This is a genomic window from Phenylobacterium sp. (genome assembly GCF_025934275.1).
Classification (GTDB): domain Bacteria; phylum Pseudomonadota; class Alphaproteobacteria; order Caulobacterales; family Caulobacteraceae; genus Phenylobacterium.
In genome coordinates, this window is sequence record NZ_JAICYI010000055.1 from 1 (window position 1) to 25319 (window position 25319).

A 25319-nucleotide genomic window follows, 5' to 3' on the forward strand; every position below is an offset into this window, starting at 1 on the left:
CGGGCAAATCGGCGTCAAAGAGATCGAGCGGCTGATCTCTAAGCTGGAGATCGACAAGGAAATCCTGGCTGAGCCCGATCCCGAGGCCGATGACGAAGACCTGATCGGCTGAACTTAGGACACCCGCCCAATCAGCTTAGGACACTACGGCTGTAATTAGGACAGCACCTACCGTCGTGACTTGGTGGAGGACCTGATCAAGAAGCTGGAAGCGCTCAAGACGTTCTTGCCGGACGGCACTGACGAAGACCCGATCGGCTAACTAGGACACCCCACTGTCCAGCTTAGGACAGTGGGGGCCTACTTAGGACAGCACCCAAGCCCCGCGTCGATGTCGCAACCTGCGTCCATGAACATAAGTAGAACACGAGCGCCGGGGATCACCAAAGATTCAGTGCAAATTTCTTGAACCATGCAAAACGCAGAACGGCTCAGAAACCGAGCTTTCGGCGTTTTTCTGCGTGTTCCGCGGTCTTGAAATGAACGCGCTTAGCGCTGGGTCAGGGGCGGTAGCCGAGGGGGCGGGACACCAGCGCGTGCGGCAGGGCGGCGACGCGGGCGGCGTTGTCGACCCATTCGCAGATCCAGGCCCGGGTGTCGCGCGGGTCGATCATCTCCTCCATCTGGAAGCGGTTCAGCGGACCGATGGGACCGCGCACGCTCTCGATACGCGCTTCGATCTCGGCCCGCAGCGCGGCGGGATCGGCGGCTTCTGCGAGCTGGCGCTTGTAGGCCGCCTCGATGCCGCCCTCGGGCGGGATGCCGCCCACGTCGGCGGCGGGCCAGACCACGCGGGCGGAGGCGCTCGCCTTTGGCGTCGCATAGTTGTTGCCGGCGACGCCGAAGCTGCGCCGCATGATCACCGTGAAGATCGGAACGCTCACCTGCGAGAAGGCGATCATCCACTCGCCGCCCTTGCGGATCGTGCCGGCGATCTCGTGCTCCAGGCCGACGGCGAAGCCCGGGTTGTCCACGAGGTTGACGATCGGCAGGTGGAACAGGTCGCAGAGGTCCGACAGTCGCTTGAGCTTGTCGCAGCCGTCGGCCGTGAGCGCGCCGCCGTTCTCGTGACGGCTGTCGGAAGCCATGATCCCGACCGGATAGCCGTCGAAGCGGGCGAGGCCGGTAATCTGGTCGGCGCCCCAGAGCGGGCCGATCTCGAAGAACGAGCCCTTGTCGACCATCAGCCGGATCGCGCGGCGCATGTCGAAGGTGGTGGTGCGCCGGCGCGGGATGATGCCGAACAGCTCCTCCTCGCGGCGGCCGGGCGGATCGGCCGGATCGGACTCGGCGCGTGGCGGCGCCTCGAAGACGCTCGGCGGCAGGTAGGAGAGGAAGGCCCGCGTCTGCGCCATGGCCTCCTCCTCCGTCTCGGCAAGGTTGTCGACCGCGCCGTTGCGGCAGTGGATGCGCCAGTCGCCCAGGTCCTCCTTGGTGATGTCGTAGCCCATCGCGTGGGCCACCACCGGCGGGCCCGCCACAAACAGCTGGGCGATGTCGCGCACCATCACCGAGAAGTGGCCGAGCACGGCCTTGGCCGCGCCGATGCCCACGACCGAGCCCAGCAGCACGTTCACCACCGGCACCGTGGCGAGCTGGCGGGCGTACATCTCGCTGCCGAGGTGGCCCGGCAGGAAGGAGCCGCCGCCGCCCGCTACGCGCGGCCGCCCCGCCCGGATCGCGCCCGAGGACTCGCGGGCGGCGCTCTCGCCCTCGGCCTGCTGCCGGGGCACCATGGCCGCGACGGAGCCGCCGCCCGAGGAGCCGTCGAGCAGCCGAACTGAAGGGCAGCGGAACTCCAGCGACAGCTCGTCGAGGTAGCGGCTCTTCTGGCCGATCGCCCCGTCGGCGTGGCCGCCGCGGGAGGTGAAGTCGTCGGCGCAGACGATGGTGCGTCGCCCCTGGACCGCGCCCCAGCCGCCCACGTGGTTGGCGGGCGTGAACTCGGCGACGCCGCCGTCGGCGTCATAGGAGGTGAAGCCCGCGAGGCTGCCCATCTCGCGGAAGCTGCCGGGATCGAGCAGCAGGTCGATCCGCTCGCGGCAGGTGAGCTTGCCGCGGCCGCGCTGGCGAAGGACACCCGGATCCTGCGAACCGCCGGCGAAGCGGTCGTGCGCGATCTTCTGCAGGGCGGCGACCTGGTCGAGGATCGGGCGCCAGCTGTCCTCGCCGTAGGCGCGCGGCGCGGACGCGGAGCCGGCCTCGCCCGAAGGCGCGATGGCGGCCAGCACCTGGCCCGCGGCGACCTGAGCGCCCGGCTCCAGCGTCGCCAGCCGCGTGACGACGCCCGCCACCGGGGCGGTCACCGAGGTCTCCATCTTCATCGCCGAGACCACCAGCAGGGTGTCGCCGGCCGCGACGCTCGCGCCGACCCGCGCGGCCACTTCGACGACGGCGCCCGCCATCGGGCTCTCGACCCCCTGTTCCCCGTCCTCCAGCGGCAGGCGCGGCGGAGCGGCGGGCGGAAGAGGCGCCTTGCGGCCCGGGCCGGGGCTCGCCGCCTGCGCCATCAGCGCCAGCGCCGGCGAGGTTCCAGGCGTGGGAGGCGGGTTGGCGAGCTCGGGATGCTCGGAAAGCAGGGTGGTGCGGGCATCCCCGGCCCGCACCGCGGGATGCGCAAGGATCGCCTGCAGCTGGGCGAGGTTGGTCGGCAGGCCCGCGATGTGGAATTCGGCGAGCGCCCGGCGGCAGCGCTCGACCGCGGAGGCGAGCGAGCCGGTCGAGTTGGAGCTCGCGATGACCTTGGCGAACATCGGATCGAACTGCGGCGGCGGGGCGAGGCCCGGATAGCCGCAGGAATCCACCCGGACGCCAGGCCCGGCCGGCTCCTTGTAGGCGTCGAGTCGCCCGGCCCCTGAGGCTGTGACCCGCGCCTGGACAGCGTAGCCGGCGGCAGGCGGCGGTTCCGTCAGTCCCAGGTCGGCGAGGCTCGCGCCGCCGGCGATGCGGAGCTGGGCCTCGACGAGATCGACGCCGGTCACGGCCTCGGTGACCGTGTGCTCAACCTGGATGCGCGGATTGCACTCGATGAAGTAGTGGCGGCCAGTCTCCGGCTCGACCAGGAACTCCACGGTGCCGGCGTTGACGTAGGCCGACGCCTTGGCGAGCCGCAGGGCGTCGGCGTGGAGGCGGGCGCGCAGGTCCGGATCGAGACCCAGGGCCGGGGCGATCTCGACAACCTTCTGATGGCGGAGCTGGACCGAGCAGTCGCGCTCCCACAGGTGGATGATCCCGCCCGCGCCGTCCGCCAGCACCTGCACCTCGATGTGGCGGGGCCGCTCCACAACGCTTTCCAGGAACACCGAGCCGTCGCCGAACGCGGCCTGGGCTTCGCTCTGGCAGCGGGCGAAGGCGGCTTCGAGGTCCTCGGCCCGGTCGACGCGGCGCATGCCGCGGCCGCCGCCGCCGGCGGACGCCTTCAGCATCACCGGATATCCGACGGCCTCGGCGGCCTTGCGCGCCGCCTTGGCCGAGGCCAGCGCGCCGGCGCTGCCCGGCACGGTCGGGATGTCCAGGCGCTGGGCGAGCGCACGGGCCCGCACCTTATTGCCGAACAGCTCGAGGGTCTCCGGGCCCGGCCCCACGAACACCAGGCCCTCGGCCAGGCAGCGGCGGGCGAAGGCGGCGTTCTCGGCGAGGAAACCGTACCCCGGATGGACGGCGTCGCAGCCGGTCTCCACGGCGGCCGCGATCAGCGCGTCAATGTCGAGGTAGGGCCTTACCGGATCGGCCTCGCCCTGGCCGATCTCCACGGTCCGGTCGGAGGTACGGGTGTGCAGGCCCTGGGCGTCGGCCGGCGAATGGACGCTGACGCTCTGCATCCCGAGCCCCGCCGCGGCGCGGGCGATGCGGATGGCGATCTCGCCGCGGTTGGCGATGAGCACGCGCTTGAGCAAAGGCCGACACTCCACCCAGTGACCCCGGGCGTCCCGAAATCGAGGGCCCGGCGGCCCACCATAGCGACCCTCGCCCAAGGGACGCCATGGGGGTGAGCCGGCGCGGCTATTGCGGCGCCTTGTCCTGCGCCTTCTCTTGCGCCTTCTTGGCCTTGCGCTGGGCCTGTGCGGCCTGGGCGGCTTGCGCCTTCTGGGCGGCGGCGGCCTGGGCGGCCTGCACCCTCTGCTGGGCGGCGGCCTGAGCCGCTTGCGCCCGCTGGGCCGCAGCCTGCGCGGCCTCGGCCTTGTGCGCCTCGGCCTGCTGCTGACGGGCCTGGGCGGCGGCCTGCGCCTGCTGCGCCGCCTGCGCCTGGCGAGCCTTCTCCGCATCCGCACGAGCGGCGGCCCGCGCGGTGTCGGCCTTCTGCGCGGCCTGGACCTGAGCCCGTTGCGCGGCTTCGGCCTCGCGCGCCTTGTCCGCCTCCGCCGTGCGGGTGGCTTGCGCCTGCTGCCGCCGAGCCGCGGCGGCGGCCTGGGCGTCGGCGCGAGCCCTGGCCTGAGCCTGCGCCTGCTGGGCGGCGGCCTGCGCCTGGGCCCGTTGCGCCGACTGGGCCTGACGCGCCTTCTCAGCGTCCGCCGCACGCGCCGCCTGGGCGTCCGCCCGCACCTTGGCGGCGGCCTCCGCCTGGGCGCGCTGGGCGCCTTGGGCCTGAGCCCGTTGCGCCGCCTGGGCCTGACGCGCCTTCTCGGCGTCCGCCGCGCGCGTGGCCTGCGCCTGCTGCTGGCGAGCCGCAGCGGCGGCCTGGGCGTCGGCGCGGGCCCTGGCCTGAGCCTGCGCCTGCTGGGCGGCAGCCTGCGCCTGGGCGCGCTGCGCCGCTTCCGCCTGCCGGGCCCTGCCGGCCTGTTCCGCTGCGGCCTGCTGCTGGTTCGCACGGGCGGCCGCTTGAGCCTGGGCCTGAGCCTGAGCCTGAGCCTGAGCCTGAGCCTGAGCCTGAGCCTGAGCCTGGGCCTGCTGTTGCGCCTGGAGCTGGGCCGCACGCGCGGCCGCCTGTTGTTGTTGCTGCTGCTGCTGTTGTTGTTGCTGGGCGCGGCCCGCGTCAGGCGCCAGCCGGCGCTGGTCGCGGCCGGCCTGGCCATAGGCTGGGGCGACCGGCGCAGCGGCGATCTGCGGCGCGACGCGCGCAGCGTAGGCCTGGCGCATCGCCTGCTCATGCGCGTAGCGCGCGCGGTCCTGCCCCTGTTGCTGCTCGTGCCATTGGCGCCAGTCCGCATCGCGCTGCTGGGCGGCCGCCCAGGCCTGCTGCTGCTGGAGCACCTGGCCGCGGCGCGCGCGCCAGGCGGAAGCGTAGGCCGCCTGACGCCGCTCATGCACGGCCGCGGCGTAGAGCGCCCTCGCCCGGGCGAGATACCGCCCCGCCCGCTCGGCGGCGCGGGGATCATAGGGGACGGGCTGGCCGTAGGCGTCGTACACCTCCGCCAGCTCGCCGTTGTCGTAGCCGTAGGCGTACTGCGGATCGCCGATCAGCACCGGCTCGTCGCTGCCGGCCATGAAGTAGTAGTAGCGGTCGCCGTCCGGCGTAGGCTCGACGACGCGGTAGTCGCCGGAGGCCGAGCGCCAGACCCAGGGCCGCTCGCCCTGGTAGTCGACGGTGTAGTCCGGCGGGGTGTCGCCGAACGCCTCGCCCAGCGCATAGGCGCGATCGACGTAGCGGTAGCGCGCCTCGGGCCGGGGCCGGACGACCTTCACCGGCGGGGCGGGCGGAAGTTGCGCGGCCGGCGGCGCGAGCACGGGCGGCGGCGGCGCTCCCTCAGCCAAGGGAAGGCTGGCGATCGGGGCGCCGCTGGCGGGCGGCGCGGGCGACTGGACGGCCTGCCGGTTGCAGCCGGCCAGGACCAGGCCGGTGGCGGCGCAAGAGAGGAGGATCAGGCGCGGATGCATGGGTCAGCCTCTGGGGTTCGCATTCGTCTGCAGGTTCAACGCCCGAACCTGAACAAAAGCGGACAAAACGCGTCAGGGCGCCGAAAGGTGGATCGACGCCTCTTCCCGCCCATCCTGCAAGCCTCTATCTCACGCCGCCGATGAAGGCTCCGATCCTCGCCCTGAAGGACGTCCGGCTGGCGGACGGGCGAGTGATGCTGTTCGACGGCGTCGACCTGGCCCTGGACGCGGGCGTCCGCGCCTGCCTGGTCGGGCGCAACGGGGCCGGCAAGTCGACGCTGCTCCGGTTGCTGGCCGGCGAGGTCGAGCCGGACGGCGGCGAGCGCACGGTGACCCCCGGGACCCGGATCGCCGTGGTGGCGCAGGAGCCGGAGATCGTCGGGACCACCCTCATCGACCACGCCGTCCGCGGCGGCGCTGCGGCGCATCGGGCGAAGGCGGCGCTGGAGAGTTTCGGCCTCGATCCCGCCAAGCGGGCCGAGGGGCTGTCGGGCGGGGAGATCCGCCGCGCGGCGCTGGCCCGGGCCTTCGCCGAGGACGCCGACGTCCTGCTGCTCGACGAGCCGACCAACCACCTGGACATCCTGGCCATCGAGACGCTGGAGGCGGAGCTGGCGGCGAGCCGGGCCGCGGCGCTCATCGTCAGCCACGACCGCGCCTTCCTGGAGCGGGTGACGAAGCGCTGCTTCTGGCTGGAGTACCGGCAGGTCAGACGGCTGGACAAGGGCTTTGCGGCCTTCGACGCCTGGGCCGAGAAGATCGAGGCGCAGGAGGCGGAGGAGGCCAGCCGGCTCGCCCGCGCCATCGAGCGCGAGCAGCACTGGCTGGCGCGCGGCGTCACCGCGCGGCGGGCGCGCAACGAGGGCCGGCGCCGGCGGCTGGAGGCCATGCGGCTGGCGAAGGCCGACCGCATGCGCGAGGCCCGCGGCGGACTTGCCATGGACATCGCCTCGTCGGGAATCAGCGGCCAGCGGGTCGCCGAGGCGAAGGCGATCTCCAAGGCGTTCGGCCAGAGGGTGGTCCTGAAGGGCTTCTCCACCCGCATCCTGCGCGGCGACCGGGTGGCGATCGTGGGCCCGAACGGCGCGGGCAAGACCACGCTGGTGAAGCTGCTGCTGGGCGAGCTCGCGCCGGACGCCGGCCAGGTGACGCTCGGGACCAACCTGGAGATCGCCTACATCGACCAGGCGCGCTCGGTGCTGTCGCCGGAGATGACGCTGCAGGCGGTGCTGACGCCCGAGGGCGGCGACCAGGTGATGGTGCGCGGCCGGCCGCGGCACGTCGCGGCCTACGCGAAGGACTTCCTGTTCGCCGAAGGCCAGCTGCGCCAGCCGGTGAAGAGCCTCTCGGGCGGGGAGCGCAACCGCCTGCTGCTCGCCCGGGCCCTGGCCCTGCCCTCCAACGTCATGGTGCTGGACGAGCCCACCAACGACCTCGACATGGAGACGCTCGAGCTGCTGGAGGACCTGCTCGCGGACTACGACGGCACGCTGATCCTGGTCAGCCACGACCGCGATTTCATCGACCGGCTGGCGACCTCGACGATCGGGCTCGACGGCCGCGGCCGGGCGGTGGAGACGCCGGGCGGCTGGGCCGACTTCGTCTCCCAGAACCCGGGCTTCTTCCGGCCGCCCGAGGCGAAGACGGCGACCGCGACGCGCGCGCCCGCGCCGAAGCGCGAGGCGAAGCCCGCGGCCAAGCTTTCCTACAAGGACCAGCGGCGGCTGGCGGAGCTGGAGGCGCTGATCCACGAACTCCCGGGCAAGCTCGCGGCGCTGGAGACGGGTCTCGCCGATCCGGCGCTCTATGGGCGCGATCCCGCGGGCTTCGAGCGGCTGAGCCGGGCGCTGGAGGCCGGTCGCGCGCAGCTCGGCGCGGCGGAGGCGGAATGGCTGGACCTGGAGAGCCGGCGCGAGGCGCTGGAGGGCTCCGCATAACGGCGCTCGCTTTCCTGTGGATATTCCCGGGCCTTGATTCGACACGCAATTTTGAAACGTTCTCGCCGGTTGTTAACAACTTATTCACATTATTTTGTCGCTCGGCCCACATGGGGCCCGGATCGGGCGCTTGCCTGGCGCGGGGTTCAAGAGCACCGTCAAGTCGCTGACAGGACCTGCAGCGCAGAGCCGGCCGGGCAACCGGACGGATCAAGCGAGCGGAGGTTTCTTGGAGAGGCACGGAACCGGGGCGACCCGGGACCCGCAACTCGGAGGAGCCCGGATGCGATGATCGTCGGCGGGGCGACCCGCAGATGGATGTCGTAACTGGCCTGAAGGCGCAGATCCCCCAACGGATCTGGATGAGAGGGCGACGCAACGGGCAACCGATGCGCCGCCCTCTTGCTATGCGGGAACCCTTGCCCCGCCGCCCTCTTCCAAGCTCCGCCGGAGCGCCCTAGGGTCCGGGCCTCTCGAGCCGGGGAAGCGGATGAAAGCCTTCAGTTTGATCGCGGCTGCGGCCGGCCTGGCGCTGGCGGCCTGTTCGCCGGCCAAGCAGCAAGCCGCGGCGGCGAAGGGCACGCCGCTTCGGTTCGCCACCGACTGGCGCGCCGAGGCCGAGCACGGCGGCTTCTACGAGGCGCTGGCCGAGGGCCTCTACGCCAAGCGCGGGCTGGACGTGCGGCTGGTGCAGGGCGGCCCGGGGGTGAACGTGCCGGAGTTGCTGGCCGCCGGCGCGGTCGACCTGGGGGACGGCTCCAACAGCTTCATCGTCATGAACCTGGCCCGCGAGCACGTGCCGGTGAAGGCGGTGGCGGCGTTCATGCAGAAGGACCCGCAGGTGCTGATCGCCCACCCGGACCAGGGCATCAACTCGATCGCCGACCTGAAGGGCCATCCGATCCTGCTCTCCGACGCTTCGGTGAGCGCGTTCTGGGTCTGGCTGAAGGCGAAGTACGGCTTCTCCGACAGCCAGGTGCGCAAGTACACCTTCAATTCGGCGCCGTTCCTGGCCGACAAGCGCGTCGCCGAGGAGGGCTATCTGACCAGCGAGCCCTACACGATCGAGAAGCAGTCAGGGCTGAAGCCCAAGGTCTTCCTGCTCGCCGACGAGGGCTATCCCGGTTATGCGGCGATGGTGCTGGCCTCCGACAGCCTGATCGCCAAGAATCCGGCCGCGGTGAAGGCTTTCGTAGAGGCGTCGGCTGAGGGCTGGCGCGACTACCTCCAGGGCGACCCGAAACCCGCCGACGCCCTGATCATGAAGGACAATCCGGAGATGACCGAGGATGTCCTGGCCCAGGCGCGCGAGAAGATGCGGGCCTACGGCGTGGTCGACGGCGGTGACGCCAAGACGCTGGGGATCGGCGCCATGACCGACGCCCGCTGGAAGCAGTTCTTCGAGGTGGCGGCCGCCCAGGGCGTCTATCCGAAGAGCCTCGACTACAAGGCCGCCTACACCCTGCAGTTCGTGGGAAAGCCCGCCAAGCCGTGAGCGTCGCGGCGTTGAGGGCGGTCGAGGTCGACTATGCGCGTGGGCCGGCGCTCGGCCCGTTCAGCCTGGAGATCGAAGCCGGCGAGATCGTCTCGCTGGTCGGGCCCTCGGGCTGCGGCAAGTCGACCGCCCTGCGGCTGCTCGCGGGACTGGAGGCCCCAAGCCGCGGTCAGGTCCTGCGCACGCCGGGCCGCGGCGAAACGGCGGTGGTCTTCCAGGCGCCGACGCTGGCGCCCTGGCTCTCGGCGCGGGCCAACGTGGCGCTGCCGCTGGAGTTGGCCGGGACGGCGCGCGCCGCGGCCGGCGTGCGCGCCCGCGAGGCCCTGGCGCGGGTGGGGCTGGCGGGCGCGGAGGCGGCGCGGCCGGCGCAGCTTTCCGGCGGCATGGCCATGCGCGTGTCGCTGGCCCGCGCGCTGGTCACCGAGCCCAGGCTGATGCTGCTCGACGAGCCGTTCGCGGCGCTGGACGAGATCACCCGCCGGGCGCTGGCCGACGACGTGCTGCGGCTATGGGCGGGGCTGCGACCGGCCATCGTCTTCGTCACCCACAATGTCGAGGAGGCGGTCTACATGGCCTCGCGGGTGGTGGTGATGACCGCAGGCCCGGGGCGGCTGGCGGGCGACTTCCCCGTCGAGGGGCCGGCGCCGCGGCCGGCGGGCTTCCGCACCACCCCAGGCTTCCGGCGCAGCGTCGAGGCGGTCTCGCATGCGCTGGCCCGCGGCATGGCGGAAGGGGCGCGGCCGTGAGGCGGCTGATGGAGACGCTCGCGCCCTGGGTGCTGATCGCCCTGCTGCTGGCCGGCTGGGAGATCGCCTGCCGGGCGCTGCACGTGGCCCCCTACCTGCTGCCGCCGCCCTCGCAGGTCGCCGCGGCGCTGATCGCCAACCTGGCGACGCTGCTTTCGGCAGCCTGGCGAACGCTGGCGGTGGCGATCGTGGCCCTGATCATCGCCAGCCTCATCGCCCAGGCGCTCGCGATGCTGGTGGCGCTGTCGTCGATCCTCGACCGCGCGATCCGGCCGCTGGCCTCGGTGATCCAGGTGACGCCGGTGGTGGCGATCGCGCCGCTGTTCCTGATCTGGGCCGGGATCGACCATCCGGAGCGGGCGCTGGTGGCGCTGGCCGTGGTGGTGGCGTTCTTCCCGATCTTCTCGGGCGCGGTCGCCGGCTTGAAGTCAGCCGATCCGGACCTCGAGCGGCTGTTCGCCCTCTACGGCGCAAGCCGCTGGCAGACGGTGACGCGGCTTCGGCTGCCCTCGGCCGTGCCGTTCCTCCTGGAGGGGCACAAGGTGGGCGCGGGGCTGGCCATCATCGGGGCGGTGGTCGCCGAGTTCGGCGCCGGCTCCGGCGGGGTGCGGGGGCTCGCCTGGCAGATCCTCGATGCGGGCAACAAGCTGCAGACCGACCGGATGATCGCCGCCCTGGCCGCGCTGGGCGTCATGGGCGTGGCGCTGCACGGGCTCCTCGCACGCGCCGAACTGGCGGGGCTGAGATGGTGGCGCGGGCGCTAGCTCAGGGCTTCGCGGCCGGCGCGGCGACCTGCGCGAGGTCCGGGGCGGCGATCCACTCCGCCTGCGCCCGGGCGGCGGCCGACCCGGCGGCGACGAGGCCGAGCAGGCCCGAGACCATGACGAAGAGCCTGGCGGTCAGGGGTATCCCTTCGCTTGAGAGGGACAGCTTGGCAGCCAAGCGGAGCGGCAAAGCGGCTCTCAGTCTGCAGACCGCGAGGGCGAGGGCAGTCCCACCCGCAGCCGCTGAAGCGCCTCGGCGGCGATGGCGCTGAGCGAACCCAGGCCCTGCTCGGCGAAGACGTCGAGGGCGGCTTCCAAGGCGGTGAGAGCCGCGGCGCGGCGGCCGCCGTCGCGGCCGGTGATGTCCATGCGCGCCTCGTAGAGCCTGGCGAGGTGCAGCTGGGCGAGCGCCCAGCCCACCGGATCGCGGCGCGGGGAAAGCGCGGCGAGCTCGGTCTTCATGGCCGTCTCGGCAATGTCGAGCAGGGCGAGATCGCCGGTGAGCTCCGCCTGCTTGGCGAGGCACGCGGCGCGCGCGCCGGCGGCCAGGCCGCGCAGCGGGCTGGCCTGCAGCGCGTTCAGCACCAGGCCGGCGCGTTCGTAGCAGGTGACCGCCTGCTCATAGGCGTGCGGCTCGGCGCTCGCATCGCCCAGCGCCCGCAGCGTCTGGCCGAGCGCGATCTGGGTGCGCGCCCAGTCGAGCGGGCTGTGGTCGCGGGAAAGCTGGTCGAGCGCGGCGGCGAGCGCGTTGGCGCCCGCGGCGATCAGGTCGACATCGCCGGTGAGCTCGCCCAGCAGCGTCAGCGCCTGGCCCCGCAAGCCCTCGGCGCGCGCCCAGGTGATCGGCTCATAGACCGGATCGACGCGCGCCGCGGCGGCCCCGGCGTCCTCCAGCGCCGCCTTGAGCAGCGCCTCGTCGCGCAGGCGGACGCCCCAGCCGCAGAGCAGGTCGGCGCGGATCAGCCGGCCCTCGGCGGCGAGCGCGCGGCCGATCGCGAGGCGGCGCGAGAGCGAGTCCAGGGCCGCGATCGGCGCGGCGAAGGCCTCGGCGGAAGCCTTGGGGTGCGTGGCGTCGACGCGGCCCAGCTCGCGCCGCGCGGAGATCACCGCCAGGCCGAGCTCGGCGAGCGGCGCGGCGAGGCCGCCATGCGCGGCGGCGCGAGCCTCGCGGAACGCCACTTCGGCGGCGGCGTCGAGGCCCGGATCGCCGAAGATCTCGGCGCCCAGCATGGCGCAGACCCCCTGCTCGCAGCGCGCGCGGGCCCAGGCCTCGCTACGGCGCGACGCCTCGAAGCCGGCGGCGGCGGTTTCCGCCGCGGCGGCGGCCTTGCGCAGGGTGGCGGCGTCGCCGGTGCGACGGGCGATCTCGCGCCAGACGGCGGCGGCCTCCAGCCGGCGCTGCGGACGGTCGCGCGCGCCGACGCGCCCGGCCGCGACGTCCGCCGCCTTGGCCTCCAGCTTCAGGAGCTTGAGATCGAGGAGCTCGAGCAGGGCGGCGTCGCCACCGGTCACGCCGTCGGTCTTGAGACGCAGCCGCTCGGGGGCGAGCTTGCGCAGGAACTCCCAACCCAACTCGAACATCGCGCCGCTCCGCCGGCCGCGGCGCCCCATCTCGGGACGACCGGCGGCCTTCCTGAACGGCCACAGCAAAGCCGGAGCCAGCGCCTTTAACAAGTCCTTAACTTTCAGCCTATGGTTAACGACCTAGGCCTTAAAGCGCGGATTTGGCTGCGGTTCCTCGCAGGCTCCGCTCACGGGGAGCTGTCCCGATCATGAGGGCGGAGCGGCAGGCGCGAGCCCCGCCGGCCCGTTGGGCCGCCCTGAGAAGGGATTTGAAACCTAGGCGCGTTCCTTGGCCCGCTCGAAGCGCAGCTTGGGGTACCGCTCGGCGACGTAGCCCAGCTCCCAGGCCGACTTGGCCAGGAACACCGGGGCCTCATCGATGTCGTTGGCCATGGCGGCGCGGTGCTTGCCGGCGAAGTCCTCCAGGTCGGGCCTCTCGCCGGCCAGCCAGCGCGCCTCGGCGTAGGGGCTGGGCTCGAACACCACCTCCAGCTGGTACTCGCCCGCGAGCCGATCGGCCATCACCTCGAACTGCAGGGGCCCGACCGCGCCGACCACGAAATCGGCGCCGATCTGCGGCCGGAAGAGCTGGGTGACACCCTCCTCCGCCAGGCCTTCCAGCGCCTTCTTCAGGTGCTTGGCCTTGAGCGGATCCTTGACCCGGACGCGCTGCAGGATCTCGGGGGCGAAGTTCGGCAGGCCAGCGAACCTGAGCGTGCCGCTCTCCGAGAGGCTGTCGCCAACGCGCAGCACGCCGTGGTTCGGAATGCCGATGACGTCTCCGGCGTAGGCCTCTTCGGCGAGCTCGCGGTCGGATGCGAAGAACATCATCGGCGCGTTCACCGAGAGCTGTCGGCCGGTGTTCTGCACCTTCAGCTTCATGCCGCGGCTGAACCTGCCGGAAGCCAGCCGCAGGAAGGCGATCCGGTCCCGGTGGTTGGGATCCATGTTCGCCTGGATCTTGAAGACGAAGCCCGAGACCTCCTTGTCACCGGGTTCGACCTGCACCGGCTCGCCGCTCCTGGTCGCCGCGACCGGCTTGGGCGCGGGCGCGAAATCGCCGAGGCCGGCCAGCAGCTCGTCGACGCCGAAGTGGCGCAGCGCCGAGCCGAAGAACACCGGCGTCATGTGGCCTTCCAGGAACGACTGTTCGTCGAACGGCTTGGCGGCCTCCTGCACCAGCATCGCCCCCTCCTCCACCTCGGCCTGCTCCGCCTCGTCGAGGAATGCGGCGGGCGAATTGCCCGCGAGCGAGATCGGCTCGGGATGGCCCGGCGCCTCGTCCGCGCGCTGCTTCGCGAACGGGACGAACAGGTTGCGCCGCAGATCGACCATGCCCCGGAAACGGCCGCCGGAGCCCGCCGGCCAATAGAGCGGCGCGGGATCGAGGGCGAGCTTGGAGGCGATCTCGTCGAGGAGCGCGAACGGGTCCTGCGCCTCGCGATCCATCTTGTTGATGAAGGTCAGGATCGGGATGTCGCGCAGCCGGCAGACCTCGAACAGCTTAAGCGTCTGCGGCTCGATGCCCTTGGCGGCGTCCAGCACCATCACCGCGGCGTCGGCGGCGGTGAGCGTCCGGTAGGTGTCTTCCGAGAAGTCCTCGTGACCCGGCGTGTCCAACAGGTTGAACATCTTCCCGGCGTGGTCGAAGGTCATCACGGAGGCCGAGACGGAGATGCCCCGCTCGCGCTCGATCTTCATCCAGTCGGAGCGCGTGCGGCGGTTCTCGCCGCGGGCGCGCACCTGGCCGGCGGCGCGGATCGCCCCGCCGGCGAGCAGCAGGTTCTCCGTCAGCGTCGTCTTGCCGGCGTCGGGGTGGGAGATGATGGCGAAGGTGCGCCGTCGGGCGGCCTCGGCGGCGACGCCTGAGCGGGAACTGGCGGCTTCCGCGGCGGGGGAGTTCGTCATGCGCGCCGCAGGTAGCGTGCGCTGGGCGGTTTCGCAAACCCGCCCCGCTCATCCCGGGATCAGGGCCCCGGAGATGCGTCTCCAGATTCTGCTTGGGCCCCGGCTTTCGCCGGGATGAGCGGAGGCTTGTTGCGGGTCATGGCGACAATCCGCTTGGGCGCGGCTTCCGGACGGAGCTGCTCCATCGTGCATTGGCGCGCCGCCTTGTCGGGGCGGAAGCGGATCAGCTTGGTCCCGTGGCGGAAGCGCTCGCCCGTGACGTGATCGTAGCGGACCTCGACCACGAGCTCGGGCGCGAGCGGCGTCCACGCGACCGAACGGCCGTTGGACCAGCGCGACGGACCGCCCGGCTTGTCGCCGGTGAACCCTTCGCCGCCTGCCAGCGCCTCCAGACGCCCGGTCAGAGCCGGCCGCTCGGCGTCGGTGATGGTCGAGCAGAAGCCCACGTGGTTCAGCCGTCCGGCGGCGTCGTAAAGGCCCAGGAGCAGCGAGCCGACGAGGCGACTCCCCTGTTCGTAGCGGAAGCCGCCGACGACGCAGTCGGCGGTGCGCATGCGCTTGATCTTCAGCATCGCCCGCTCGCCCGGCTGGTAGGCGCCGTCGAGGCGCTTGGCGACGACGCCGTCGAGCGCCTGGCCCACCTCGCGCAGCCAGGCCCGGGCCCGGGCGCGGTCGTCCGTGCCCGGCGATAGGCTGATCCGATCCGGCGCCTTGAAACGTTTGTAGAGCGCCTCCAGCGCAGCGCGGCGCTTGGCGAGGGGCGCGTCCACAAGGCTTTGGCCCCTCCCGTCCATCAGGCAGTCGAAGAGGACGAGCGAGGCGGGATGCTCGGCGGCGAGCTTCCTCACCCGGCTCTCGGCCGGATGCAGCCGGAGCTGCAGGGCGTCGAAGGAAAGCTCGCCCGCCACTGCAATGGTGAGCTCGCCATCGATCACGAAACGCCTCACCGGCAGGGCCTTGAGCATCTCCACGACGTCCGGGAAGTAGCGGCCGAGCGGCTTGCCGGACTTGGCCTTGAGCTCGACCTCGTCCCCCGCGCGGAAGGCCAGGCACCGGAAGCCGTCCCACTTGGGCTCGAAGCGCCAGCCGTGGCCCTGGGGCAGGTCATCGACCAGCTTCGCCTCCATCGGCGCGAGGTCGAGCGGCACGGGAAGATCGGAGAGCGGCATGAGCCTCCTAACCCGAGGACCGCCGGCGCGTTCCTGGCCGGGCTCGGGCCGCCTCCCCTCAGCCCCGCTCCACCGGCTCGGTGAGGAAGTGGCGGCCCTGCTTGTCCTCGATCTCCACGATCCAGAGGTCGGGGTCGATGCGCAGCGCGCGCTCGATGTAGCGGTCGAGGTCGGGCTCCTGGTCGGAGGGGGCGGGCTGCATCCAGACCCGCTCGCCGTCCATGCGGGTGGCCTCCGAATAGAGCCGCGCCGTGCCGGAGGTGCGATTCAGGACCTTCACCAGCACCGCGCCGGCGCGCGGGTCGCCCTTTCTGGCCACGACGCCGAAGGCGCCGGCGAGCTCGGCCCGGCGGATCAGCGCGCCGACCCAGATGTCGGTGGAGAGCAGCATCGCCGGAGAAGATCGCCGAGCGGATCAACCATGTCACGCTCCGCCCTGCTAACCCTATCGCAACACCCGCGCGGTAAGGCTCGCGACAAGGCCCGGCGTTTCCTGGGCCGCCAAGAAAGACGACGCATGACGTGCACGCGCAGAAACGCGCGGCCGGCGTCTCGGTGGATGGGGTTGTCGATCGTCGCGCTGGTCGCGGCGCCTGGGCTTGCGCACGCGCAAGGGGCGGACCTGTTCTACGAGCGCGCGGTGATGCAGGCGGCCGACGAGCGCTGCGGCCTGTTTTCGCCCGAGGTCGGCCAGGCCCTGGCTTCGGCGACAGCGCAGGCGCGCGGCGCCGCGCTGCGGGCCGGCATGAGCCCGGCCTCGCTGCGGCAGACCCAGCGCGCCGCACAGGCCAAGGCGGCCGAGCTGGATTGCGCCGCGCCCGCGCTGGCCGCCGAGGCCGGGCGGCTGCGCGAGGCGTTCGCGGGATTCGTGCGCGTGGGACGGCTAAGCTATCCGGGCGACGTGGCGGGCTGGCAGGCCGACCGCTGGAGCCGCGCCTCGGCGTGGCGGCTCAAGCAGCAGGTCCGCTTCGGCGCCGACACGCTCACCTTCGGGCTCGCCGGCCGCGAGGACGCCCAGGCGCTGGTGGCGGTGGCGCGGTTCGCCGACGGCGCAAAGCCCTATGGCGCGCGGCTGATCCTCAGGGACACGGCCCGCACGAGCGGCCCCTACCTCGACCGCTGGATCGGCGGTCCGACCGCCGGCCTGCCGCTGTCGCGCCGGCTGCCGCCGGCGCCGGGACTGGCTGTTTACATGGCCGAAGTCCGCGCCCCGGCCGGGGCCGACCTGCTGGCTGCGGGCGAGCGCCAGGGCTGGGCGTTCCGCTTTCCGGCGGCGGCCGCGCGCGCGCTGGCCGCGCTCGATCCGCGCGAGGCGGTGGCCGTGGAGTTCCTGTTCCCGGGCGACGCCGCGCGACGCGCCTACGTCGAGGTGGGCGATTTCGCCGCCGGCGAGGCCTTCCTGCAGGCCGCCTTGCGCTGAGCTAGCCCGCCGAAGCTTCCGCGGACGGCCGTTCGAGCGCCTCGAGCGGCGCCAGAACCGGCATGCGGATGGTGACGGTGGTGCCCTCGCCCACCTGGCTTTCGATGTCCATGTCGCCGCCGTGCAGCCGCGCGAACGCGCGCACCAGCGACAGGCCGAGCCCGGAGCCGGCCGCCCGCTGCGCCGCATCCCCCGCCTGCTCGAACGGGCGGCCCAGCCGCTCGAGGTCCTGCGGCGGAATGCCGACCCCGGTGTCCGAAACGATGAGCTCCAAAGCCTCGCCGTCGGATTGGGCGGTGAGCGTGACCGAGCCGTTGCGCGGCGTGAACTTGAGCGCGTTGGAGACCAGGTTGAGCGCGATCTGCTTGACGGCGCGGCGGTCCGCATCGACCTGCAGCGGCTCCGGCGGCAGGACGCCGCGCAGCTGGATGCCGGCCCGCTCGGCCTGGCCGCGCATCAGCCGCACCACCGCGCTCACCGCTTCGCGGGCGTCGAACACCTCACGCGCCAGCTCGAAGCGCTCGGCCTCGATCTTCGACATGTCGAGCACGTCGTTGATCAGCTCGAGGAGGTGGGCGCCGGCGTCGTGGACCAGGTCGGCGTACTCCGCGTAGCGGTCCGACATCGGGCCGAACAGGCGCTGCCGCATGATGTCGGAGAAGCCCATGATGGCGTTCAGCGGCGTGCGCAACTCGTGACTCATGTTGGCCAGGAAGCGCGACTTGCCTGCGTTCTGGGCCTCCGCGGCGATGCGGGCCTGATCGAGCTCCGCCTCGCGGGCGCGCTGCGCGCGGGCGTCGCGGAGCGCCCCGGCCAGGCGGATCGAGCTCATCCGCCGCAGCGACAGCACCCACCAGCCCTCGGAATCGTGCGCCGGGGTGAAGGCGATCTCGGCGGAGCCTTCGCCGGCGGCGCGGGTGAGCGCGTCCTCCGCCGCGCCGCGCTCATCGGGGGCGACGAGGTCGAGGAAGTTGCGCTCGCGCAGGCTGCGCAGCTCGAGGCCAGGCGGGGGTTGGCCGAACGCCTCGAGGATGCGCCCGGCGGGATAGAGGGCGAGGATCAGCTGCGGCTGGTTGGCGAGCGCTTCCCTGAGGCCGATCTCGATCTGGTCCCGTTCGGCCTCGCGGGCCCGCACCGCGGCGTGCAGCGCGACCAGCGCCGCGCCGAGCCCGAGGACGGCGGTGGTGAGCGAGACGAGCGCCAGGTAGGGCGCCGCGGCGGCGGACGCCGCGGGCAGCGGCGACAACGCCGTGCCGAGGCCTGCCGCCCCGGTCGCCGCTACGGCCGACGCCGCGCCGAGCGGCAGCACTCTCGCGCGCCGGAACGCCGCCGCGGCCGCGAGCGGCGCCAGACACCAGGGCGTGAGGGGACCCGTCAGGCCGCCGGTGAGCAGGCAGGCGAGCGCGCCGGCGGCGGCCCAGACGAGGATCGCCGCCGATCGCGCCCCGGCCCAGGCGAGCAGGGCGCCGATCAGGCCGGCCCCGCCGCCGGCGGCGAGCGCGGCGAGTTCGGGCCCTGGCCCCGCGAGGCTGCGCGCAGCGAGCGCCCAGGCCGCGACCGCGACCGCGAGCGCCCAGGCGAGGTGCCAGCCGATCGCGAAGCCACGCACGCCCGCGTGCGCGCGCTTCGCCCGCCTCAAACGCCTACGGGCGCCGACCAGGGTTCAGCCCTCCGCTTTACACTTTCCCGCAGCGACCTTAGCGGGCCGCGAGAGTCCACGTAAGGCGGCTCGCCTGGCGCGCGACTTCCCTAGCGCCGCGGCCGGCGGAAAGAAAATCGTAAGCGCGCTGGGAGAAGCTGAAGGTCCTCGAAGGGAGGCCGCAAGCCTCATCCATGCGAACCGCGGTTTCTCCCGCCTCTGCGCCGCGCGCCCGCGGCCGACGCGAATCCCAGGCGCAGACCCGCACCTTCCTGCGGATGGTCGGCCATGAGCTGCGCACGCCGCTGAACTCGATCCTGGGCTTCTCGGAGATCCTGGCGGCGGAGCTCTATGGCCCCCTGGGCGCGCCGCAGTACCGGGATTATGCCCAGATCATCAACGAGAGCGGCAAGAAGATGCTGCGGCTGGTGGACGAGGTGATGGAGCTCGCCCGGCTCGAGAGCGGGACGATCGAATGGGACATGCGCCGCGAACCCCTTGAGGCCGCCGTCGACGATGCGCTGGCGAGCCTCGCGGAGGAGACCTCGCGCCACGAGGTCCGCATCGAGGTGGCGGGGCGCGAGAGGCTCCCCGACGTGGTGGCCGACCCCCGCGGCCTGCGCAACGTGCTCTCCGGCATGATCCGCCATGCCGTCGTCTTCTCGCCGACGGCCTCGACCGTGCGCATCCGGGCCGCCCGCCGCGGGGCGGCCGTGGACCTCGTCGTCGAGAGCGAATGCGGCGGGGAGATGCCGCGGACCTTCCAACCCTTCGCGCCGGCGAAGACCGCGCCGAGCCGCGCCGGCGCCGGCGCAGGCCTCGGCCTGCCGATCTGCGCGCTCACCTGCGAGGCGATGGGCGGCCGGCTGAGCGTGGCCTCGGTCAAGGGCCGCGGCTTGCGCGCCCGCGTGAAGCTGCGCGCCGCCTGAGCGCGGTTGCGCCGGCGCGGGCGCCGCCCTAAGTGCCGCGAGCCATGCCCGCGATCGATCAGGAACTGGACACGCTCGCCGAAGAGTTCGACCTGCTGGGCGACTGGGAGCAGCGCTACCGCTATGTGATCGACCTGGGGCGCGAGCTCGCGCCGCTCACCGACGCCGAGCGCAGCGACGCCAACAAGGTGCGGGGCTGCGCGAGCCAGGTTTGGCTGGTGACCGAACCGCAGAGCGACGGCGGTCTTCGATTCCGCGGGGATTCCGACGCCCACATCGTGCGCGGCCTGATCGCCATCCTGTTGCGGCTGTTCTCGGGCCGGCGACCGAAGGAGATCCTGGCGTTCGACGCCAGGGCGGGGCTCGATCGGCTGGGCCTCTCGGGCGCGCTCTCCGCGCAACGGTCCAATGGCCTGGCCTCCATGGTGGCGCGCATCCGCCACGACGCCGAGGCCGCCGCGCTGGCCTAAGAGCTAGGCCGCCCTCACGCCGGTGATCACCTGCCCCATGCCGATCACCGCGTCGTAGCCCAGGATCATGTCCACCGCCTCGCCATCGGAGGCGAGCGGCAGCCGCATCCAGAGCAGCGACAGGTGCGAGGCGCCGCGCCAGGCGAGGTTGTGCACGCCGGCGGCCGGCCTCCCCTCGGCGACCACCCGGCCGAGCTCGGCGCGCCAATAGTCCGCCGCGGCGGTGTTGTAGATCTCTCCCAGCCTGCGGCCGGTGATCTCGCCGCCATAGACATCCCAGAGCGCGGTGCCGGCCAGGCGCATGCGGTACTCGCGGGCTTGGGCGAGCACATCGATCAGGCTGACGGTCGGCAGGAAGCGCTTCATGGCCGCAGGATCGAGGTCCCGCCGGCTTGGCAGCTTCAGGCCCCGGCGCAGCGATGCCCAGTAGAGGAACAGCTCCTCATGGGCCCGCGCCGCGGCCGCCGGGGCGCCGATCTGCGCCGCCATCTCCAGAGTCCCCCGCAACTGCTTGGATTCGCAGCGAATCACTTATCGCTCGATGCGGGAATCGGCGGCAAGCAAAAATGGGTTAACGCCGGCGACTGTGGTCGCGGCGCCGCAATGCGAAACGCCCGCCGGCGAAGGCGGGCGTCTGTCGGTGATGGAGAGGAGCTAGCCGCGCTTCTTGCGGGCGGCTTGGCGGCCGCCCTGGCCGAGGCCCATCTGCTTGGCGAGATCGGAGCGCGCCTTGGCGTAGTTGGGCGCCACCATCGGATAGTCCTTCGGCAGGCTCCACTTCGCCCGGTACTCCTCCGGGCTCATGTTGTACTTGGTGCGCAGGTGCCTCTTCAGCGACTTGAACTTGCGGCCGTCCTCAAGGCAGACCAGATAGTCCGGGGTGATCGAGCGGCGGACCGGCACCGCCGGCTCCTTCGGCGCCGCCTCGGCGGTTTCGGTCCCGGACGAGATGCCGGCCAGGGCGCGGTGCACGCTCTGGATGAGTCCAGGCAGATCACCCGCCGTGACGCTGTTATTCCCAACATAGGCGGACACAATGTCCGCCGTCATCTCGATGACTTCCGTCTTCTCGTCCATTCTTGTCATTCCGTAGGTACCGCGCCCGTTAACCGTGCGCAAAAAGTGATTCAGAACCTCAGGCCCCGGTCAATATCGGGAAGCTACCCCCCGGACAAGCACCAATTCGGAGGAAAATGAGCTTCATTCGATCAAATTAAGTAATCGAACCGCGCTGTCGCATATGGAACGCAGGGCGCCTTGCGAGTAAGCCGTTGCGGCTCTACCTGAGGGAAATTGCCGCTGCCTAGCCGAGCGGCGCGTCGAACCTGCGGTTCGGCGCGACCTCAACCTAGCTGAACGTCGGCGCCTTCCAGTGCGGCCAGATATCCGGAAGGTCCCGCGACACCTTGCCGGGAAAAGCGGGCGGCCGCTTCTCGAGGAACGACATGACGCCTTCGCGCGAGTCGGGGGAGCCGCCGCGGGCCTGGATGCCGCGGCTGTCGGCCCGGTGCGCTTCCATCGGGTGCGCGGCGCCGGCCATGCGCCAGATCAGCTGGCGGGTCAGCGCCACCGAAACCGGCGAGGCGTTGTCGGCGATCTCTCGGGCGATCGCGCGGGCGGCGGGCAGGAGCTCGTCCGGCGCATGCAGCGAGCGGACCAGGCCGCGCTCGTGCGCCTCCTGGGCGGGGAAGATGCGGCCGGTGTAGCACCACTCGAGCGCCGTCTGGACGCCGACCAGGTGGGGCAGGAACCAGGACGAGGCGGCCTCCGGGTTCAGGCCCCGCCGGGCGAACACGAAGCCGTAGCGCGCCTCGTTCGACGCCAGCCGGATGTCCATCGCGAGCTGCATGGTCACCCCGACGCCGACCGCCGCGCCGTTGCAGGCGGCGATAACCGGCTTGAGGGAGTCGAAGATGCGAAGGGTGAGCAGCCCGCCGCCGTCCCGCTGCACGCCGTCCCGCGTCCGCGCTTCGCGGTCCTGCGGCCGCCGCTCGTAGTCGAAGGTCTCGGCGCCGGACGAGAGGTCGGCGCCGGCGCAGAAGGCGCGGCCCGCGCCGGTGACGATCACGCAGCGGACCTCGTCGTCGGCGTCGGTGACGTCGAAGGCCGCGATCATGTCGCGCATCATCTGAGTATTGAAGGCGTTGAGCTTCTCGGGGCGGTTCAGGGTGAGGGTCGCAATCCCCGCCTCCACCGCATATTGAAGCGTCTCGAACGTCGGCTGGCCCATGGCGTCATCCCCTTCCGGCGGGGCGCATAGCCGTCCGCTTGACGGACCGTAGGTCAAGGCCCGCAATGGCGCCTGAACAAAGATAACTTAGCGGCAGGCGCCGGCCGCCGCGGGAGACGAAGATGCATCCGTCGGTCCACGCCCGGACGAACCCCGACAAGCCCGCCTACATCATGGCCTACTCGGGCGAGACGGTGACCTATGGCGAGCTCGACGCGCGCTCGAACCAGGGGGCCCACCTGTTCCGCAGCCTGGGCCTCAAGCCGGGCGATGCGATCGCCATCTTCATGGAGAACAATGCGCGCTACTACGAGGTGCTCTGGGCGGCGCAGCGTTCGGGCCTGCGCTTCACCTGCCTCTCCTCGAAGCTCACGGCCGGCGAGGTCGAGTACATCGTCAAGGATTGCGAGGCGAAGGTCTTCGTCACCTCAGAGGCGCTGGCCGACGTGGCGGGCGCGGTCGCGCCGCTGATCGCGGGCGTGAAGCTGTTCATGGTCGGCGCGGCCGAGGCGCCCTACGAGGGCTTCGAGGCGGCGCGCGCCGCCCTGCCGGCGACGCCCATCGCCGACGAGCGGGCGGGCATGGCGATGCTCTATTCCTCCGGCACCACCGGGCGGCCCAAGGGCGTCAAGCGCGCCGGCGTCGGCGAGGCGCCGATCGGCACGCCCAGTCCGCTCGCCATGATGGGTCAGGCGCTCTACGGCTGGACGCCGGAGTCGGTCTACCTGTCGCCCGCGCCGCTCTATCACGCCGCCCCCCTCGGCTGGTCGATGGCGGTGCAATCGATGGGGGGCACGGTGGTGATGATGGAGCGCTTCGACGCCGAGGACGCGCTGCGCTTCATCCAGGACTACAAGGTGACCACGGCGCAGTGGGTGCCGACGCACTTCGTCCGGATGCTGAAGCTGCCGCCGGAGGTCCGCGCCAGGTACGACATGAGCTCCCTGAAGGCGGTGTTCCACGCCGCCGCGCCCTGCCCTGTCCCGGTGAAGGAGCAGATGATCGCCTGGTGGGGGCCGATCGTGAACGAGTACTACGCCGGCACCGAGGGCAACGGCTTCTGCCACATCAACTCGGAGGAATGGCTGGCGCACAAAGGCTCGGTCGGGCGTGGCATGACCGCCAAGGTGCGTATCTGCGACGACGACGGCGAGGAGCTGCCGCCGCGCACCGAGGGGCTGGTGTTCTTCGAAGGCGGCGGCCAGTTCGAGTACCACGGCGATCCCAAGAAGACGGCCGAGGCCCGCAACAAGCACGGCTGGACGACGCTGGGCGACGTGGGCTGGCTCGACGAGGAGGGCTACCTCTACCTCACCGACCGCAAGAGCTTCATGATCATCTCCGGCGGGGTGAACATCTATCCGCAGGAGATCGAGAACCTGCTGATCACCCATCCGAAGGTCGCCGACGCGGCGGTGGTGGGCGCCCCCGACGAGGAGATGGGCGAGAAGGTGGTCGCGGTGATCCAGCCGATCGAGTGGGAGGGCGACCACGAGGCGCTGCGGGCGGAGCTTTCCGCCTTCACCCGCAAGAACCTCAGCCACGTGAAGACGCCCAGGGTCATCGACTTCATGAAGGAGCTGCCCAGGCATCCCACCGGCAAGCTCTACAAGCGCCTGATCCGCGACGCCTATTGGGGCAAGGAAGGCTCCCGGATCGTGTAGCGTTTGGGCCGCTCACGCGGACTGGCCGAACGTCCGGAATGGCTGGATTGTGTTGAAGAAGGCGGCTTTGAGCGGCGTTGTCAGCGCGGCCGGATGAGGCTCGCGGTGGCCGTCGCCGCTCAGGCGGGCGCCGGGAGCTCTGGGACTGGGATCAGCTTGGCGAGTTTACGGAGGTTCTGGGCGGTGGCGGCGAGGAGAAACTCGTCTCGGGCGCCGCAGGGACCGCGTAGTCGCAGCCGGTCGAGCTTCAGGATGCGCTTCAGGTGGGCGAAGAGCATCTCGACCTTCTTCCGCTGGCGCATCGAGGTCCAGTAGGCGTCGGTCTTGGCGATCTCGCGGGCCACATCGCGTGCGGCTTCGTGGATCGAGCGGGTCACCTTGCGCGCCGGCGCCTTGGGGCAGCACTGGCTCTTCAGGGCGCAGGCGTCGCAGTCGGCCTTGCTGGCCCGATAGCGGTGCGTGTCGTCGGCCGGCGGCCCCGTCCGTGGAGACGAGAAGGCCCGGCGATAGCGCTTCAGCTCATGGCCGCCGGGGCAGCGGTAGAGGTCGTCGGCGGGGTCATAGGTAAAGTCCTCTCTGGAGAAGGTCCCGTCCTCGCGCTTGGACTTGTCGAAGACGCGGATGTGCGGCGCGATCTCCTGGTGGTGGACCAGCCATTCCAGCATCTCGGCCGAGCCGTAGGCGGTGTCGGCGGTCAGGCGCTCCGGATGCAGCCCGAGGCGCTCGTCGGTACGCTCGATCATGGTGCGACAGGCCGCAAGTTCGCCCTGGCGCACCGCCGTGGAGGGCTCGACGTCCACGATCACCGCGTGCTCAAGGTCGATCAGGTAGTTTGTGCAGTAGGCGAAGCTCGCAGGTCCCGCCTGCGCCGCCGTCCAGCGCGAGGCGGGATCCGACAGCGACAGATACTTCGGCGTCACCGGCGTGGCCGCGCCGAAGGCCTCCTCATCCAGCACCGCCAGGTATTCCTGCACGGCCCGGCTCGCGGCCTCGCGCGGAAGCCCTGCGGAGCCTTCCACGGCCGTCCTGTGCCGGCTGGCGTCGGCGCGGATGATGCTGGCGTCGACGGCGAAGCCCTCGCCACCCACCAGACCCTCGGCCATGCAACGGCGCACTACCCTCTCGAAGAGCTCGCGCAGCAGATCGCTGTCGCGGAAGCGACCGTGCCGGTTCTTGGAGAAGGTCGAGTGGTCCGGCACATCGCCGTCCAGGCCCAGGCGGCAGAACCAGCGGTAGGCCAGGTTGAGATGCACCTCCTCGCAGAGCCGACGCTCCGAACGGATGCCCAGGCAGTAGCCCACCAACAACATCCGGATCATCAGCTCGGGATCGATCGAGGGCCGGCCGATCGGGCTGTAGAACGGGGCCAGGTGCGCCCGCACGCCCTCTAGGTCCACGAAACGGTCGACGGCGCGAAGCAGGTGGTCCTGAGGGACGTGGCGCTCCAGCGAGAACTCGTAGAACAGCTTGGCCTGATCCACCTGCCGCTCTCCCATCATCGCCGCGTCCCCCCGCCTCAGCAGGAGTGAATCAGGCCGGAGTCACGGCTTCAACAGTCCTTTTTCAACAGC

The 25319-nt window shown here is 71.7% G+C and carries 19 protein-coding genes; 8 read left to right on the forward strand and 11 right to left on the reverse strand.

Annotated elements, in window-relative coordinates:
- Positions 1-500 precede the first annotated feature (500 nt).
- Positions 501-3896 carry a carboxyl transferase domain-containing protein gene (locus tag Q0W60_RS13605; protein ID WP_297696480.1) on the reverse strand — a complete coding sequence of 1132 codons (3396 nt, stop codon included), beginning with the start codon at positions 3894-3896 and terminating at the stop codon, positions 501-503.
- Between the two features lie 106 nt (positions 3897-4002).
- Positions 4003-5814: a hypothetical protein gene (locus tag Q0W60_RS13610; RefSeq protein WP_297696482.1), complete on the reverse strand. Its 1812-nt coding sequence runs from the start codon at positions 5812-5814 to the stop codon at positions 4003-4005.
- A gap of 140 nt (positions 5815-5954) precedes the next feature.
- Between Q0W60_RS13610 and Q0W60_RS13615 the strand changes: the two genes are divergently transcribed.
- From Q0W60_RS13615 to Q0W60_RS13630, 4 genes are all read left to right on the forward strand, one after another.
- A complete protein-coding gene (locus Q0W60_RS13615; RefSeq protein WP_297696484.1) occupies positions 5955-7751 on the forward strand; it encodes an ATP-binding cassette domain-containing protein in 1797 nt (598 codons plus the stop codon).
- Positions 7752-8241: 490 nt separating this feature from the next.
- Positions 8242-9246, forward strand: a complete 1005-nt coding sequence (locus Q0W60_RS13620) for an ABC transporter substrate-binding protein (protein ID WP_297696486.1) — start codon at positions 8242-8244, stop codon at positions 9244-9246.
- A complete protein-coding gene (locus tag Q0W60_RS13625; protein WP_297696488.1) occupies positions 9243-9992 on the forward strand; it encodes an ABC transporter ATP-binding protein in 750 nt (249 codons plus the stop codon). Before Q0W60_RS13620 ends, Q0W60_RS13625 begins: the two co-directional genes overlap by 4 nt.
- A gap of 5 nt (positions 9993-9997) precedes the next feature.
- The gene (locus Q0W60_RS13630; RefSeq protein ID WP_297696516.1) at positions 9998-10756 is read left to right on the forward strand and encodes an ABC transporter permease; all 759 of its coding nucleotides are present in this window, start codon (positions 9998-10000) and stop codon (positions 10754-10756) included.
- A gap of 198 nt (positions 10757-10954) precedes the next feature.
- Here Q0W60_RS13630 and Q0W60_RS13635 read toward each other — a convergent pair whose 3' ends face one another.
- The 4 genes from Q0W60_RS13635 to Q0W60_RS13650 all read right to left on the reverse strand — a co-directional run bounded on the left by Q0W60_RS13635 (position 10955) and on the right by Q0W60_RS13650 (position 15787).
- The gene (locus Q0W60_RS13635; RefSeq protein ID WP_297696490.1) at positions 10955-12337 is read right to left on the reverse strand and encodes a hypothetical protein; all 1383 of its coding nucleotides are present in this window, start codon (positions 12335-12337) and stop codon (positions 10955-10957) included.
- 258 nt (positions 12338-12595) lie between these two features.
- Complete coding sequence (locus Q0W60_RS13640; RefSeq protein WP_297696492.1) at positions 12596-14227, reverse strand: peptide chain release factor 3; 1632 nt, start codon at positions 14225-14227, stop codon at positions 12596-12598.
- A 59-nt stretch (positions 14228-14286) separates the two neighbouring features.
- Positions 14287-15396 carry an ATP-dependent DNA ligase gene (locus Q0W60_RS13645; protein WP_297696494.1) on the reverse strand — a complete coding sequence of 370 codons (1110 nt, stop codon included), beginning with the start codon at positions 15394-15396 and terminating at the stop codon, positions 14287-14289.
- 58 nt (positions 15397-15454) lie between these two features.
- On the reverse strand, positions 15455-15787 hold the full coding sequence (locus Q0W60_RS13650; protein WP_297696496.1) for a DUF1491 family protein: 333 nt from the start codon (positions 15785-15787) through the stop codon (positions 15455-15457).
- A 168-nt stretch (positions 15788-15955) separates the two neighbouring features.
- On the opposite strand from Q0W60_RS13650, the gene Q0W60_RS13655 reads away from it, so the two are divergent.
- The gene (locus Q0W60_RS13655; protein WP_297696498.1) at positions 15956-16816 is read left to right on the forward strand and encodes a hypothetical protein; all 861 of its coding nucleotides are present in this window, start codon (positions 15956-15958) and stop codon (positions 16814-16816) included.
- A 1-nt stretch (position 16817) separates the two neighbouring features.
- Here Q0W60_RS13655 and Q0W60_RS13660 read toward each other — a convergent pair whose 3' ends face one another.
- A complete protein-coding gene (locus tag Q0W60_RS13660; protein ID WP_297696500.1) occupies positions 16818-18425 on the reverse strand; it encodes a HAMP domain-containing sensor histidine kinase in 1608 nt (535 codons plus the stop codon).
- Between the two features lie 224 nt (positions 18426-18649).
- Between Q0W60_RS13660 and Q0W60_RS13665 the strand changes: the two genes are divergently transcribed.
- Together Q0W60_RS13665 and Q0W60_RS13670 are read left to right on the forward strand one after the other, a co-directional pair.
- Positions 18650-19384, forward strand: coding sequence for a HAMP domain-containing sensor histidine kinase (locus tag Q0W60_RS13665; RefSeq protein WP_297696502.1), 735 nt, complete (start codon positions 18650-18652; stop codon positions 19382-19384).
- A gap of 44 nt (positions 19385-19428) precedes the next feature.
- On the forward strand, positions 19429-19854 hold the full coding sequence (locus Q0W60_RS13670) for a SufE family protein (protein WP_297696504.1): 426 nt from the start codon (positions 19429-19431) through the stop codon (positions 19852-19854).
- Positions 19855-19857: 3 nt separating this feature from the next.
- Here the strand turns inward: Q0W60_RS13670 and Q0W60_RS13675 are convergent, their stop codons facing one another.
- The 3 genes from Q0W60_RS13675 to Q0W60_RS13685 form a co-directional block, all read right to left on the reverse strand.
- The gene (locus Q0W60_RS13675; protein ID WP_297696506.1) at positions 19858-20343 is read right to left on the reverse strand and encodes a PAS domain-containing protein; all 486 of its coding nucleotides are present in this window, start codon (positions 20341-20343) and stop codon (positions 19858-19860) included.
- Between the two features lie 165 nt (positions 20344-20508).
- Positions 20509-20931 carry a MucR family transcriptional regulator gene (locus Q0W60_RS13680; RefSeq protein WP_297696508.1) on the reverse strand — a complete coding sequence of 141 codons (423 nt, stop codon included), beginning with the start codon at positions 20929-20931 and terminating at the stop codon, positions 20509-20511.
- Between the two features lie 271 nt (positions 20932-21202).
- The gene (locus Q0W60_RS13685; RefSeq protein ID WP_297696510.1) at positions 21203-22084 is read right to left on the reverse strand and encodes a crotonase/enoyl-CoA hydratase family protein; all 882 of its coding nucleotides are present in this window, start codon (positions 22082-22084) and stop codon (positions 21203-21205) included.
- Between the two features lie 122 nt (positions 22085-22206).
- Between Q0W60_RS13685 and Q0W60_RS13690 the strand changes: the two genes are divergently transcribed.
- A complete protein-coding gene (locus Q0W60_RS13690) occupies positions 22207-23748 on the forward strand; it encodes an acyl-CoA synthetase (protein WP_297696512.1) in 1542 nt (513 codons plus the stop codon).
- 119 nt (positions 23749-23867) lie between these two features.
- Here the strand turns inward: Q0W60_RS13690 and Q0W60_RS13695 are convergent, their stop codons facing one another.
- A complete protein-coding gene (locus Q0W60_RS13695) occupies positions 23868-25247 on the reverse strand; it encodes an IS1182 family transposase (RefSeq protein ID WP_297696514.1) in 1380 nt (459 codons plus the stop codon).
- Positions 25248-25319: the final 72 nt, after the last annotated feature.